Genomic DNA, 13,328 nt, shown 5'->3' with positions numbered 1-13,328 from the left:
TCACCTCAATGCGATACGACAGCTTTGGTTTTGTAAGCACCCAGATCATCGATATACATCATGATGTAGGGTGTATTTTTCTTGACGGGCTCTTTGCTCTCGACGAATGCCGAGGAAAAAGGAGCGACCATGACGGAATCAGCGAGCAGGTGTTTTTTGTCGTGCTGGTCAATATTGGCGAGTGTGAAGAAGTACGCGCCTTTATTGATCACGTTAAAACCTTTCTCGACCGCTTGCAGTTCTACTTTTTCGACGCTTTTGCTGACCGTTTCCTTTAGTCCACTCGGGCGATAGAACATTTTTATGCGAGACTTGATCGCCAGCTGCAGTCTGTTTGCGCCCTGTAAGTTTTCTGGGGTTGGAGGGATGTCCAGCACGTTTAGAAAGAAAACAGATTCCCGATCCGCAACCAGTGGGGCGCCGATTTTTGTAATCCTGAGTTGTTGACCGCTATCGCCAGAAACTTTGACAACAGGCGGAGACAGGAGGAACGGAACGTTGGCTGTTTCCGGTGTGGAGTTGATGTCGCCATCATCTACCCATGCTTGCACCAAGGACGAATCACTGCCGTTATTGACGAGTTGTACTATCACGTCTTTGTTTGCTTCTGGATAAATAACACGAGTGCCGTTGATGACAATATTGGCCTGTGCAGACACAGCGCTGAGTAGTAATCCGGCTAACAATACTTGCTTGATCATGATCTGTTCCAGAACCAGGCCCATAGAACGAGCCTGGTACACAGGTTGTATTACAAGTAGGAAATGGTGTAAGTCAGGTTGGAGCTAACAGCACCAACTTTGGCCGCAGCGGTATTGGTTTTGTAGTAGTACGCATCGAGTACGAGTGTTTCAGGTGCTGCAGCAGCCCCGCTGACGCCGGTATCAAGCGGCACGTTCAATTGGATTGGTGCGCTGGAGCCTGGCTTCGCCAACGAGAAACCGACGTTTTTTGCAACAGCAGCATCACTTTCGTTGACGGTGTTGTTCAGCAAAAACTTACCGTCGGTGGAAATATTGTCTGCGGACGAGAAATACATTTTCAACGGAGTACCAGCTGTTCCAGCGGCCGAGGTGCAACCCGAGAAGGTCAACGAGAACGATTTTTTGTTTTTGGTCAACGGGCCAACAGTGGTGCCGGCGTCAACAACAGAAATAGGCGACAGGGCAACGGTGAAGTCTGCACTTTTACCGCCATTGATGGTGCAAGTAGTGTCGGTAATTGCGCCACTGAAGGAAATAACACCACCGGCAGCATTATCAGCAGCCATTACGTTTGCAGAGGTCAGTGCGGCGGCCAGTGCTACCAGGGAGAACGCGTGCTTAATCATTATAACTCCGTTACTTCGTTAAGGTTAATGGGTGTTACTGTCGCCAATAACTCATAGGCGATGTTTATTTTGTACAGGTACGTTTTTTGGCGTGTGACATACTATGTGGCTAGCTTTCAACTACGGCGCCCAGAGGCGGCATACAATGCAGCCCTGCCCTGCAACATCACTAATGCGACAATTTCGATTTCAACCTATACAGTAAAAGAGCGTCTCTTTTCTCTGTAGGTGGAAATAACAGCTCGAGATTGAACACGGCAATTTTGTGTAAGTGTAAGGAAATGGACTGTAGGATCCATCCCACCAAGACGTAGGAAAATTCCTATGAGCCGTATCACATCAAAGCGCAGCGCCTCCCGCGATCCGGTAGGAAATTTCCTACGTATCGGTGGGATTTTTCGAGGTTTTAAAAAGTTGAACAATGTTGAATATACGAAAACTCAAACAAATTGAATTAACTCAATTTTGTAGTTTTGTGAGACTTGAGGAAATAGCGCCTCTGATCTTAATACCCGTGCGTTCAAGTACATCATGTTTAGGACAAGAAAAATGCTTCGTACCAGTACTATGGAAGGTTGCTTAAACCACTTAAATTGCACTGCTTCCGGAGAGTTTTCATGCTGTTTTTGCCCTTGCGCGTTCTTGTCCTGAACGACAATTTTTTTCAGCGGACGGCCATTGTCAATATGGTCCGACGGCTTGGTTGTGACGCGGTATTCGACGCGGCATCTGCTAATCATGCATGGCATGTTCTGTGCCAAGTCGGGCCGGTCGATATTGTTGTGTGTGACTTGCATAAAGACGGGATGGAAAATCTCGATTTTTTGCGGCGTTCGGCGCTTAGCGGATTAGTACGATCGGTCATTATCAACAATTCGCTTGCTGAAGATGTGCAGCGAACGGCGAGACAATTGATGCCCTTGCTGGGGTTGAAAATGTTGGGAGAGGTGGGTAGTCCTTTTAACATTAATGCGTTGAGCGACCTTCTAATGAGCTACAAGAATGAACCTACACCTCCGGCGGTATCCCGCTGTATGAATATAGTAGTTAGTGACGAGGAGGTCCGCGTGGCAATAGTGGAGGGTCAAATGGAGACCTACTTTCAGCCCAAGGTCAATCTGATCAACCTCCAAGTATCAGGCGTCGAAGCCTTGACGCGCTGGAACCACCCTAGAGGAGGGATTGTTTCGCCTGTAGTGTTTATGTCAACCATCGAACGCTGTGAATTATTAAATCAGTTATTTTTTGCCCAGCTCGAACATGGATTGCATTTACAGCGCCAGTATCTGATGCATGGTCAACCTCTAAACGTTGCATTCAACCTGCAACCTTCGCAGTTGTCAGATGTGGGATTGGTCTCCCGAATTAAAGAAACCTTGGCGAGTTTCAAGCTACCAGCGGCCGGGGTGACCTTCGAGTTGACCGAAACCGGGTTGGTGGATGCGTCGGCGGAGTGCATAGAGAATCTATTGCGTTTGCGCCTGATGGGTTGCCGATTATCAATTGATGATTTTGGTTCCGGGTTTTCGTCGCTACGACGTTTGTGTCAGTTGCCTTTCAACGAGATCAAGCTGGACGGTGAGTTCATTCAGGCGCTAGACGATGGGCCGCGTTCTCGGGCAGTCATCAGCAGCACCATCGCTTTGGGTGAGTCCCTAGGGATGACTGTGGTGGCTGAGGGCATCGAAACTCAAGACCAGCACCGTGAATTAGTGAAACTGGGCTGCGTGCTGGGTCAGGGCTACTTCTTAGGCAAACCTATGAAAAAGCAAGAACTCGTTAACTGGCTTCAGTCACGGGCCCCACTCAGAGGTAGCGGCAGGTAGGGTTTGACCACCTCCCCATAACGTTTATGGCATCAGTTTGTAGGTCCGCATCGTCATCTGCAGTTGCCGTTTACTCACCCACTATATAAGGATCAAAAATGCCAACCCCCTCTTTACGTATCTTGGTTGTTGACGATCAACCTGCGCAGCGATTGAGTATTGAGAAAATGCTGAATCAGCAGGGTTATCACCGAATCGCTCCCGTGGAGACAATTGCAGAATTGTTGGCGATGATCGAATACGCTATCGAGCCGTTTGATCTTTTGATAATTAACAGTGCTTTGGGTACAGATATAACTTTTGATCTTGATGATTTTCTTCTAAACTGCCCGGCTATTCGACATGCGCTGGTTTATGATGGTCTGCTACTTGGCGAGCACGTTTCCATTTCGACACTGCAGTCAAGGGTAATTAAAAAGCTCTTACGAGCACCTGATGAACGGACGATAATTAGCTTTATGCAGGCTATCGATCCGCCAAAGGGTCATCCCAAGCGTCATACTCTTTTGCGCAGCGAGCCTTGAATCTTGGGCCGTTTGAGATAGAGCCCAGCGGCGTACTGTCTGTCGTCAAGTGCCGCTCATTTTTAAGCGTAAGATTGGGTTGTTTACGGGATGCCTACAGAATCCGGAAAAATCGTGCGCTAAGGTTTTCGACCTGTCGCAGGCCTACCGAGTGGATGTGTTCCTGGCCCAACCCAACCGACAATCGCGACGGTTTTCACCATGCTGCCTACCCGGTGTCCAGAACTGAAAACCTATCCCTAAGACGTCTGTCTCACACATGGCTTCTCTTCTTAGGTCCAGCCACGTCCATTGATTTACACGGCCCGCCCAAGGTCTAAGACTGGACTGCGACAATCTGTTCGTCTTGCGGCCCCTATATACGCAACAAGGCTCCCCTGACCGACAGCATCAGGTTGGCCATCGGCGAGTCAACGCTGGTGAATACCTCGACCTTCTTCGAAAACTCAATACGTAGGCTTCGCTTGGTCAGCATTTGCACTAGGCACCGCCAAAGAGAAGCCACGATCACTTGATGACCGCGAAATCATCCGATCAGCTTTGCGGTTCTTGATCAAGGAACGCATCAATGAATGCCGTCAAAGCAGATGATCTGTTCTCAGGATGCCAGGCCAACGCGAGCTCCAATAAAGGCGACTCTTCACCCAGAGGTACTGCCACCACACCCTTGGGAAAGATGAGTGCCGAATGCTCTGGCAACAAACACACTCCACCGACCGAAGTAATCAATGACAGCGCCATCATCAGGGTTTCCGAATGGTAAACGGGCTGCAACGCCACGCCATATCGATCCGCATATTCCTGGATGGCGTCATATAGTACGGGCGCCTGTTCGCGCGGCACTCCGATCATGGGTTCTGCGGCGAGTTGTGTGAGACGAATCGTAGTTTGCTTCGCTAAGGCGTGATCAGCCGGCACCGCGGCAATCAGTTTCTCGCTGCGCAGCGTCCGCACATTCAGACCCTGCGTATGACTCGAAGGCCGGATGAACGCGACATCAATTTGGCGCTCCAGCAGCTCCGTTATCAGCATCGGTGAAGATTGGGTGTGCAGTATGAGCTGCATATGCCGAAGCTCTCCATGCAAAGTGCTCATCACCCGCATGAGTTGCTCGGCCTCGACACCGAATACAAAACCCAGAGTCAGACGCCCAGAATGATCGAGTGCCGCTTGCCGCGCCCGTTCCACTGAACGACCAGCCTGAGCGAGCGTCAGGCGAGCCTCATCCAAAAAAACGTGACCCGTTTGCCGCATTGGCCGGCCTCATGAAAAAAGAAGACTGAGCAAGTCATGATCGTTCCCACGCTCTGCGTGGGAATGCCTCTTCGGACGCTCCGCGTTCGGCTTTGAAGGGGACGCGGAGCGTCCCGGGCTGCATTCCCACGCGGAGCGTGGGAACGATCAAGATCGCAGCCTTCGGCAGCTCCTACATGTGGAATGCGTTTTCCCTGTAGGAGCTGCCGAAGGCTGCGATCTTTTGATCTTATCCCCGTATAATCGCGCTCTTTTTCCCGAAGGCACCCCGCTCGTGGCAGACAAACGGTACAGCTGCATTGGTTTGTATAACCCTAAATCACCGGAGAACGTCGGTTCGGTGATGCGCGCCGCAGGCTGCTATGGCGTGGCGTCGGTGTTCTACACCGGCAAGCGTTATGAACGCGCCGCCGACTTCGTCACCGACACCAAACGCGTGCACTACGACATCCCGCTGATCGGCATCGACGATCTGAAAAAGATCCTCCCGCTCAACTGCGTGCCCGTCGCCGTGGAACTGGTCGAGGGCGCCCGCCCGCTGCCGGAATACACTCACCCGGATCGCGCCCTGTACATCTTCGGCCCCGAAGACGGCTCGCTGGATAAAGAGATTCGCGACTGGTGCGAAGACGTCGTGTACATCCCGACCACCGGCTGCATGAACCTCGCCGCGACGGTCAACGTCGTGCTCTATGACCGCATGGCCAAGGGCTTGAACACCCGCTCCGGGCCAAAATTCCGCTGAAACGTCGCACATTGGATGGAACGAGCTGACCGTCTGCACAGTCAGCTTGTTTATCCATTACTCATTGCCTGGAGAAAGATCATGACCGAGCTCAAACGCGTCGAACGTATCGAATCCACCCCGTTCCAGAGCCGTTCCGAGCAGAACGTTGAAGGCTGGGAGCGCATCGGCTCATTGGCCGGTGGCGTGATCATGGTCGGCAAGGGCCTGCGCCGTGGCGGTGTGTTCGGCCTGATTCAGGTGGCGATTGGCGGCGTGGCGATGGCGCGCGGGATTACCGGGCACAGCTCGATGAAAAGCCTGATCGAGAAAAGTCGTCAGGACATGAACAACGTTCGGGCGAAGATCGAGCGGGCCGGAGAAGAACTGAGCAAGCTCAAGGCCAATGCCGAAGCGGCGACCAGCACCGCTACCGTAACAGGCAATGATTCGGTGAAATCGCCTAAAGCCGGGGTTTGATGGTTTAAAAGCAAAAGATCGCAGCCTTCGGCAGCTCCTATAGAGATCGGTGTAGGCGCTGCCGAAGGCTGCGATCTTTTGATCTTTACTGCTGTAACGCGGTATCAAGGACCTTGGAGGTCTCGCCGAGCACGCCCTCGGCCAGTTGCACAAACTCCTTGGTACTCACCGTCCCCAGATGCATCGCCCCACGCAACACATCATCCAGCGAACGCTTGTTGCGCGTCTTCAAGCGAATCTCGCCATCCAGCTCCTGCAATATCACCACCGCCTTCGAAACCTGTGCAGGGCTGATCTGCTCGCCGCGCAAGGTCGTGACTTTCTGGCTGTCCCTGGCCAGTTTCGCCTGCAAACTTTGATAACGCTCATCGCTCATGCCACCGGCGCGGCGCACCAGTTCGATCGCGTAATACTCGGCAAAGCCCTCGCTGATCCAGTCGCTGCGCTGCTCGTCGTTGATCCGCCCGAACACCTGCGCCAGCTCACGCACCAACGCGCTGCTGCCGTTTTCGCTGACCAGCGGCAACCGTGTGTTCACGTAGATGGATTCATGCGCACCGAGGCTGCCGCGCCACATCGGGTCGTTGGCGCCGATAATCAACAGTTTGGCCGGATGGCGTGGATAAACGGCCTGCACCTGCGGCCAGACGAACGTCAGCAACGTCAAAATATCCATCCGGCGCATGCCCTGCCCTTGCGGCGAGGTCACGGTGACTTCGGTTTCGCCAAGCCGAGTGCGGCGGCTGCCGAGATGGCCGGCGAGCATCCAGCCGGTCGGGCGGTCGAACAGGCGTGAAGGGTTGTCGATGCGGAATTTGTTTTTGCCAATGCGCGGCCAAGCGGTTTCGACGCTCTTCCAGCCGTCGGGCAATTCGAATTGCAGGCGCGCGACCAGTTCTGTGCCGTCCTGCTGATCGAGCCTGGCGGGGGGCACCAATTCATCACCGCGCAGCAACGCCCAACTCGGAGTCATGCGCGTGTCGAAGCTGCCAGTCTTGCGGCCATGACTGATGCGTACGCGGTAGGTCAGGCTGGCTTTTTCGCTGGGAGGGCGCCAGACACCGCGAGTCTGTTTGCCGGGGGTCAACAGCCACTGGCCGTCAGCCTTGAAGTCGCTGTAATGGCTGCCGTCGCCGAGGTCGAAATCAAGACTGCGCACCGCCTCGCCCTTGGCCAGGGTCAGGCGCACCTCGGCCTGATCGCTTTGCGGCAACAGGCGCACGTGATAATCCAGATCGACTTTCTTCGCCGCGCAGACCGGCGCACTCAGTGCCAGCAGCGCGATCATCAACACCCGCTGCAATCCGACAGCCATACACACTCCTTGGTAAAGCTTGAATCAGCAGGCAGTTAACCTGCGCGGAAAATCAGGTGATCTTCCCAGTCATCCTCCGGCACGCTGCCTTCGGCGAGCATGCGCCCGGACTGAGAAATCCGCTCATGGTGCACCGCTTCGCGGTCGCCGCACACCAAGTGGTGCCACAGCGGCAGATCCTTGCCTTCGCTGACCAGTCGATAACCACAGGTCGGCGGCAGCCATTTGAATTCTTCAGCCTGGCCCGGGGTGAGCTGGATGCAATCCGGGACAAACTTCAGGCGATTGGGATAATCGCTGCACTGGCAGGTGTTCAGGTCCAGCAGTTTGCAGGCGATGCGCGTGTAGTAAACGCTGTTGTCTTCCTCATCCTCGAGCTTTTGCAGGCAGCACAGACCGCAGCCGTCGCACAGCGATTCCCATTCATCGTGATCCAGTTGATCGAGGGTTTTGCGTATCCAGAACGGTTCGACTTTGGCGGCCATGGCTCAAGCATCAACATCAGGTGGTGAAAAGGCCGCCAGTCTAGTGCTCAAGGCCTTGCGGGCCAAGCGTTGGCGACTGCCGGTTGTGCAGGACTTGTCAGTTTTTGTGGCGGCGCGTAGCTTTGCCAGTCGCAAGGAGCCTTGCCCACAAGCCATTAACGCTCGACCGCGTTGCATTGTGGTGAACCCTCAGGCTCGGAAAACCCCATCGTTCAGCGCAACTGATCCCGCCGGGTTTTCATTCGAATTTCCGACTCAAACATAGCAAGGAATCTCTCGATGAGTGCCAACCCTCGCGTTGCCGACTACGCCATTCACCCGCAATTCACCGACCGCTGGTCGCCGCGCGCCTTCACCGGCGAAGCGATCCCGGAGGAAACCCTGCTGAGCTTCTTCGAAGCGGCACGTTGGGCGCCCTCGGCGTACAACTCGCAACCTTGGCGCTTTCTGTATGCACGGCGCGATACGCCGAACTGGGAGCGTTATCTGGGCCTGCTCAACGAGTTCAACCGCAGCTGGGCGCAACATGCCTCAGCGCTGGTCATTGTGATTTCGAAAACCACGTTCACCGCACCAGGTGCGACCGAAGAAACCCCGACGTTGTGGCACACCTTCGATACCGGTTCGGCGTGGGGTCATCTGGCGCTGCAAGCGAGCCTCAGCGGCTGGCACACCCACGGCATGGCCGGTTTCGATCAGGAGCTGACGCGCAAGGAGCTGAATATTCCTGAGGGTTACGCGCTGCACGCGGCCGTGGCGGTCGGCAAACTCGGTGACAAGGCAACGCTGGCGGAATACCTGCAAGCCCGTGAGGAGCCGAGCCCGCGCCGCCCGCTGAACGAACTGGCGGCGGAAGGCGACTTCACCCTCTAAGCCAGCACAAAAACAAATGTGGGAGCGAGCCTGCTCGCGAAAGCGGTGTGTCAGACAACGATGATGTTGGCTGACACTCCCCCTTCGCGAGCAGGCTCGCTCCCACATGTTATTCGGCGAACACTCAATAGCCGCGATTGAAATCCACTTCCCCGCGCAACGCTTCGCTCGCCTGATACGCCTTCAGGTTCTCGACAAACAGCTGCACCATCAACGCCGGTGACGTCGGCGCCGAACTGTGCCCGGTCAGCAGCAAGCCCCACGCGGTCCAGAACGGGTGGCGCTGCGGCAGTGGCTCCTGACGGCAAACGTCGATCACCGCGCCCGCCAGATGCCCTTCCTTCAGCGCCTCCACCAGATCGGCGTCAACCACCGCAACCCCGCGCCCGGCGTTGATGAACAACCCGGTCGGTTTGAATTGCTTGAACAGCGCCGCATCGTAGATATCGTGGGTGTGCTCGGTGTTCGGCAACAGATTGACCACGTAATCGACCTCGCCCACCAGCCGTGGCAGATCGGCCATCGAACCGACTTCGACAAACGGCGCCTGCTCGCGGGCACTGCTGGCGATGCCGTACAACTCAATGCCAAATGGCAGCAGGAACTGCGCCACGCTCTGACCGATGTCGCCGGTGCCGACGATCAGCACTTTACGTCCGACCAGACTCTGGCCGCTGCGGTTGTCCCACTTGCGTTCGACCTGGCTGACCAGTCGCGCCAGCACTTCGCGCTCGTGGCCGAGGATATACGTCAGCACGTATTCAGCCATCACCTGACCGAAAATCCCGACCGCCCGGGTCAAACGGTAATCGCGGCGCAAGCCGTCCGCGAGCAACGGTGTGATGCCGGCCCAGGTCGATTGTAGCCATTGTGGCTGGTGGCCCTGGCGCAGCAGGGTCGCGAGCAGGTCCGGCTGGCCCAGCCACACCGGGCAATCGGCGGCCTGCCGGGCCAGTTCGGCGGAGTCGCCGCTGGTCAGTACTTCAAGCTCGGGCACTGCCTGACGCAGCAGCCGGGCGTATATCGCATGGTCGTGTTCAGCAATCAGAACGCGCATCTTCAAACCTTTCGCAAACCGTGCAGACGGCCGCCGGATTCGGGCGACCATCGCGGTAAAAACAGTTCCAGGGTAAACCGAGACTCAGAGCAGAGCCTCGCAGATCAGACCGGGTCGTTGCGGCGCAGCAACTCTTCGGGCAAGTGCTCGATGTACTCGTCCTCGGCCGGCGGCATTTGCAGGTGGTAGCCCTGCTTGTCGAGGTTCTCCAGCACGACGACGATGTCTTCGCTGGCCAGTTTGCGCTCGGGCGACAGCACCAGGTCAAACGAATGCTTTGCTTTGCCGAAGGCCAGCATCAGCGCTTCCGGCACACGCTCGAGCGCGTCACTCTTGAGCACGTAAAGGTACATGCCGCTGCGCTTGGAGCTTTGGTAGATGGAACAAATACGTTTCAAGGCTGTTCTCCGGCGGTGGCCAGGCTGTCGAGCAGCTTCTGACCCATGAGTTCGCGGCGCCAGCCACGCAACGACTCAGGCAATTGGTAAGGACCCTCGGGATAACCGCTTTTGACCAGGGCTTCGAGGGTTTTCTTGCGCAGCATCAGTTCCGGGGCAATGCCCAGACGCTCGGCCTCAGCCTGGCCCAATGCGCGCAGTTGTTTGATCAACGCAGCGGCTTCGATCGGCAATGGCTCCGGTACGGCCGGCGGCCATTGATCAGGCCCCACACTGCCAGAGCGCTTGATCAGATCAAGCAGAAATTGGCCGTCCTGACGCACGGTACGCGGGTGCATGTCTTCGATCTTGCCCAGTGCCGCGAGGTTGTCCGGTTGCGTGCGGGCCAGCGGCCACAGCGAATGCTCGCGGACGATACGGTTGCGTGGCAGATCGCGGGCGCGGGCTTCGGTTTCCCGCCAGGCGCACAGTTCACGCAGTACGGCCAGTTGCGCACGCGAGAGTTTCCACGCCAGTTTGGCTTCGCGGTAGACCTCGTAAGGATCAGTTTCACGGCGCAGGTTGGCGACCAGTTCGGCACCGTCCTCCAGCACCCAGGCGAATTTGTCGTCAGACAGTTTCGGCCGCAGTTGTACAAAAACTTCCGCCAGATGCACCGCGTCTTCGGCGGCGTAGCTGATTTGCGTGTCGGACAACGGGCGCTGCAACCAGTCGGAACGGGTTTCGCCCTTCGGCAGGTCGATGCCGAGCACGTCCTGCACCAGTCGCGAATAGCCCATCGAGAAACCGAGGTTCAGGTAGGCGGCGGCCAGTTGTGTGTCGAACATCGGCGCCGGCAGGCTACCGGTAAGACGCAACAGCACTTCGAGGTCTTCGCTGCACGCGTGCAGGACTTTGAGCACCGCCGGGTTTTCCAGCAATGCGGCCAGCGGTTGCCAGGCGTTGATGGTCAGCGGATCGATCAGGTAGGCGCGTTTGCCGTCGCCGACCTGCAACAGACCGGCAATCGGGTAGAAGGTGTCGACCCGCATGAATTCGGTGTCGAGGGCAACGAACGGCAGCTGCTGCCACTCGGCGCAAAACTGCGCGAGGCTTTCGTTGTCGCGAATCCAGTGAATATCGATGGCCACACGGCTCTCCCTTGAAGAATGGCGCGCAGTATATATCGCCACCGGCGATTTACGCGCCTGTGAAGGGCAAGAGCTGTAACGAAATGTCCTGCCAAAGAGCAAGAATAGTCTGACAGAGGAAGGCGAAAGGCCTGTTAGGTGCAGAAGCTGCCGAAGGCTGCGCTCTTTTGATCCCGAAAAGCAAAATCAACAGATCGCAGCCTTCGGCAGTTCCTGCAAGGGACGGGGTCAGTCTTTGGCCAGGACACCGTCGATCACCGCCCCCCGGCAACCGGCAAACATGTCCAGATCAGGCTGATAGACCTTGCTCTTGACCTCCAGCAGACCCAGCATCGAGTGGAACAGATTGTCCTGGCTCAGCGGTTTGTCACGACTCATCTGCAGGCAATGGGTGTCGACCGAATAAGCCTTCTGATAGTTATCGGAAAACCACGCCAGCATCGCTACATGCTTTTGTTGCTCCGGCGCCAACATGTAAGGCGTACCGTGCAGGAACAAGTTGTACTCGCCCAGCGACTCACCGTGGTCCGACAGGTACAACATGGCGGTATCGACTTTGTCCTGATTGCTGCGCAATACATCGATCAGGCTCGACAGCACATGGTCGGTATACACCAGCGTGTTGTCGTAACCGTTGACGATACTTTCGCGGCTGCAGTTATTCAGCGCGTTACTTTCACATACCGGGGTGAAGTGCTCGTATTCCTTTGGATAACGCTTGAAGTATTCCGGGCCATGGCTGCCCATTTGATGCAGAACCAGAACGGTGTCCTTGTCGAGATGATCGATAAAACCCTGCAGGCCTTGCAGGAGGATTTCGTCGCGGCACTCGCTGTTGGCGCACAGCGCCGGGTCTTTCAGGTTGCTGACATCTTGCAGGGTGACTCGATCACAGGTGCCTTTGCAGCCAGACTGGTTGTCACGCCAGATCACGTCGATACCGGCACGCTTGAGCACATCGAGTAAACCTTCTTCATTCTTCGCCTTGCTGGCGTCGTAATCCTTGCGCCCCATGTTGGAGAACATGCACGGCACCGAAACAGCCGTTTCCGTGCCGCAGGAATGTACATCGGTAAAGGCGATCAACCCGGCTTCCTTGTCGAGTTGCGGCGTCGTATCGCGGTTGTAGCCAAGGATGCCGAAGTTCTCCGCACGAGCGCTCTCACCCACTACCAGTACGGTCAGGGATTTGCGTGGCTGGAGTTTCAGAGCGGGATTGCGCTGGGCGTCTTCGCCGATCCTGGCGAACGGTTGCTGCGCCGAGACCACCTGTTCACGCAGGTAACCGGCCGACGCTCCAATGTAATTGCTGGGCACCAGCATCAGGCGAATTTCGTGGTGATTGCGAAACAGTGAAGACAAGCCCTGATAGTTGGCCAGGGCTACACCGCCAATGACGGCTGCCGAGGCGACACCGACAATAACTTTACTGAACAACTCACGGTGCCAGCGACGATAATTAATCGGTAACTTCCACACCAACCAGGAGGGCAAAACACCGAGTAACAGAATATAAGCAAACAACTTCAACGAGAGCAGATCACGCACTTCCGTTGCATTGGTTTCGGCAAAGTTGCGAAACATGCCGGCATCGATCATGACGCCATACTGACTCATGAAGTAAGCCACGCCAGCGCTGACCAGGAAGATCAGCGTCAACAGCGGTTTGAGCAACGGACGAAAGGCCAGAAAGGTCAGCACAATGTTGAATGCCGCGAGGATCATTACCCCGAACGCCACGCGCATGGCGATGCCCTTGCCATCGGCGGCAGTGATCTCGAAGAGGTGCTGCCAGAGGACAAAATTGAAACCGATCAAAAGAAAGGCACTGGCGACCAACGTCACCCATTCCGGGCGCACGGCTTTTAACTTCAACATAAAAAGGGGCATTTCCTGAAAAGAAGAGCCTCGGCCAACGATAAAACCATCAAT

15 protein-coding genes are annotated in these 13,328 nt (G+C 55.9%); 6 read left to right on the top strand and 9 right to left on the bottom strand.

The window, feature by feature from the left end; translation table 11 throughout:
* Positions 1 to 5: 5 nt before the first annotated feature.
* Both P3G59_RS07500 and P3G59_RS07495 read right to left on the bottom strand, forming a co-directional pair.
* Complete coding sequence (locus P3G59_RS07500) at positions 6 to 701, bottom strand: molecular chaperone (RefSeq protein WP_277761065.1); 696 nt, start codon at positions 699 to 701, stop codon at positions 6 to 8.
* Positions 702 to 751: 50 nt separating this feature from the next.
* The gene (locus P3G59_RS07495; protein ID WP_277761064.1) at positions 752 to 1,330 is read right to left on the bottom strand and encodes a fimbrial protein; all 579 of its coding nucleotides are present in this window, start codon (positions 1,328 to 1,330) and stop codon (positions 752 to 754) included.
* A 324-nt stretch (positions 1,331 to 1,654) separates the two neighbouring features.
* Here P3G59_RS07495 and P3G59_RS07490 point away from each other — a divergent pair, with 324 nt between their 5' ends.
* From P3G59_RS07490 to P3G59_RS07480, 3 genes are all read left to right on the top strand, one after another.
* Complete coding sequence (locus tag P3G59_RS07490; RefSeq protein WP_277761063.1) at positions 1,655 to 1,783, top strand: hypothetical protein; 129 nt, start codon at positions 1,655 to 1,657, stop codon at positions 1,781 to 1,783.
* A 164-nt stretch (positions 1,784 to 1,947) separates the two neighbouring features.
* Positions 1,948 to 3,156: an EAL domain-containing response regulator gene (locus P3G59_RS07485; protein WP_277761062.1), complete on the top strand. Its 1,209-nt coding sequence runs from the start codon at positions 1,948 to 1,950 to the stop codon at positions 3,154 to 3,156.
* Between the two features lie 98 nt (positions 3,157 to 3,254).
* Positions 3,255 to 3,680, top strand: coding sequence for a response regulator (locus tag P3G59_RS07480; protein ID WP_277761061.1), 426 nt, complete (start codon positions 3,255 to 3,257; stop codon positions 3,678 to 3,680).
* 534 nt (positions 3,681 to 4,214) lie between these two features.
* On the opposite strand, the gene P3G59_RS07470 is transcribed toward P3G59_RS07480, so the two are convergent.
* Entirely contained in the window at positions 4,215 to 4,934 is a 720-nt protein-coding gene (locus P3G59_RS07470; protein WP_277761060.1) for a LysR family substrate-binding domain-containing protein, read from the bottom strand.
* A gap of 274 nt (positions 4,935 to 5,208) precedes the next feature.
* On the opposite strand from P3G59_RS07470, the gene P3G59_RS07465 reads away from it, so the two are divergent.
* Together P3G59_RS07465 and P3G59_RS07460 are read left to right on the top strand one after the other, a co-directional pair.
* A complete protein-coding gene (locus tag P3G59_RS07465; RefSeq protein ID WP_007911337.1) occupies positions 5,209 to 5,679 on the top strand; it encodes an RNA methyltransferase in 471 nt (156 codons plus the stop codon).
* Between the two features lie 81 nt (positions 5,680 to 5,760).
* Positions 5,761 to 6,138 carry a DUF2892 domain-containing protein gene (locus tag P3G59_RS07460; RefSeq protein ID WP_093438222.1) on the top strand — a complete coding sequence of 126 codons (378 nt, stop codon included), beginning with the start codon at positions 5,761 to 5,763 and terminating at the stop codon, positions 6,136 to 6,138.
* An 85-nt stretch (positions 6,139 to 6,223) separates the two neighbouring features.
* On the opposite strand, the gene P3G59_RS07455 is transcribed toward P3G59_RS07460, so the two are convergent.
* Both P3G59_RS07455 and P3G59_RS07450 read right to left on the bottom strand, forming a co-directional pair.
* On the bottom strand, positions 6,224 to 7,453 hold the full coding sequence (locus P3G59_RS07455; RefSeq protein WP_277761059.1) for a hypothetical protein: 1,230 nt from the start codon (positions 7,451 to 7,453) through the stop codon (positions 6,224 to 6,226).
* 35 nt (positions 7,454 to 7,488) lie between these two features.
* Positions 7,489 to 7,938, bottom strand: coding sequence for a YcgN family cysteine cluster protein (locus P3G59_RS07450; RefSeq protein ID WP_277761058.1), 450 nt, complete (start codon positions 7,936 to 7,938; stop codon positions 7,489 to 7,491).
* Between the two features lie 279 nt (positions 7,939 to 8,217).
* On the opposite strand from P3G59_RS07450, the gene P3G59_RS07445 reads away from it, so the two are divergent.
* Positions 8,218 to 8,811, top strand: coding sequence for a nitroreductase family protein (locus tag P3G59_RS07445; RefSeq protein ID WP_277761057.1), 594 nt, complete (start codon positions 8,218 to 8,220; stop codon positions 8,809 to 8,811).
* 124 nt (positions 8,812 to 8,935) lie between these two features.
* Here P3G59_RS07445 and P3G59_RS07440 read toward each other — a convergent pair whose 3' ends face one another.
* The 4 genes from P3G59_RS07440 to P3G59_RS07425 all read right to left on the bottom strand — a co-directional run bounded on the left by P3G59_RS07440 (position 8,936) and on the right by P3G59_RS07425 (position 13,274).
* Positions 8,936 to 9,868 carry a D-2-hydroxyacid dehydrogenase gene (locus P3G59_RS07440; protein ID WP_277761056.1) on the bottom strand — a complete coding sequence of 311 codons (933 nt, stop codon included), beginning with the start codon at positions 9,866 to 9,868 and terminating at the stop codon, positions 8,936 to 8,938.
* 104 nt (positions 9,869 to 9,972) lie between these two features.
* Positions 9,973 to 10,266, bottom strand: a complete 294-nt coding sequence (locus tag P3G59_RS07435; RefSeq protein ID WP_194933713.1) for a YcgL domain-containing protein — start codon at positions 10,264 to 10,266, stop codon at positions 9,973 to 9,975.
* Entirely contained in the window at positions 10,263 to 11,396 is a 1,134-nt protein-coding gene (rnd, locus tag P3G59_RS07430) for a ribonuclease D (protein ID WP_277761055.1), read from the bottom strand. Before rnd ends, P3G59_RS07435 begins: the two co-directional genes overlap by 4 nt.
* A 228-nt stretch (positions 11,397 to 11,624) precedes the next feature.
* Positions 11,625 to 13,274: a phosphoethanolamine--lipid A transferase gene (locus P3G59_RS07425; RefSeq protein WP_277761054.1), complete on the bottom strand. Its 1,650-nt coding sequence runs from the start codon at positions 13,272 to 13,274 to the stop codon at positions 11,625 to 11,627.
* Positions 13,275 to 13,328 lie beyond the last annotated feature (54 nt).

Source organism: Pseudomonas sp. A34-9 (assembly GCF_029543085.1).
Lineage (GTDB): Bacteria > Pseudomonadota > Gammaproteobacteria > Pseudomonadales > Pseudomonadaceae > Aquipseudomonas.
The sequence above is the reverse complement of the archived record's forward strand: the minus strand, read 5'-3'. Positions and strand labels throughout refer to the sequence as shown.

Bases quoted from the DNA above. Each gene is read 5' to 3' on its own strand.
- P3G59_RS07500 (WP_277761065.1), bottom strand. From the start codon at position 701: ATGATCAAGCAAGTATTGTTAGCCGGATTACTACTCAGCGCTGTGTCT.
- P3G59_RS07495 (WP_277761064.1), bottom strand. From the start codon at position 1,330: ATGATTAAGCACGCGTTCTCCCTGGTAGCACTGGCCGCCGCACTGACC.
- P3G59_RS07490 (WP_277761063.1), top strand. From the start codon at position 1,655: ATGAGCCGTATCACATCAAAGCGCAGCGCCTCCCGCGATCCGGTAGGA.
- P3G59_RS07485 (WP_277761062.1), top strand. From the start codon at position 1,948: ATGCTGTTTTTGCCCTTGCGCGTTCTTGTCCTGAACGACAATTTTTTT.
- P3G59_RS07480 (WP_277761061.1), top strand. From the start codon at position 3,255: ATGCCAACCCCCTCTTTACGTATCTTGGTTGTTGACGATCAACCTGCG.
- P3G59_RS07470 (WP_277761060.1), bottom strand. From the start codon at position 4,934: ATGCGGCAAACGGGTCACGTTTTTTTGGATGAGGCTCGCCTGACGCTC.
- P3G59_RS07460 (WP_093438222.1), top strand. From the start codon at position 5,761: ATGACCGAGCTCAAACGCGTCGAACGTATCGAATCCACCCCGTTCCAG.
- P3G59_RS07455 (WP_277761059.1), bottom strand. From the start codon at position 7,453: ATGGCTGTCGGATTGCAGCGGGTGTTGATGATCGCGCTGCTGGCACTG.
- P3G59_RS07450 (WP_277761058.1), bottom strand. From the start codon at position 7,938: ATGGCCGCCAAAGTCGAACCGTTCTGGATACGCAAAACCCTCGATCAA.
- P3G59_RS07445 (WP_277761057.1), top strand. From the start codon at position 8,218: ATGAGTGCCAACCCTCGCGTTGCCGACTACGCCATTCACCCGCAATTC.
- P3G59_RS07440 (WP_277761056.1), bottom strand. From the start codon at position 9,868: ATGCGCGTTCTGATTGCTGAACACGACCATGCGATATACGCCCGGCTG.
- P3G59_RS07425 (WP_277761054.1), bottom strand. From the start codon at position 13,274: ATGTTGAAGTTAAAAGCCGTGCGCCCGGAATGGGTGACGTTGGTCGCC.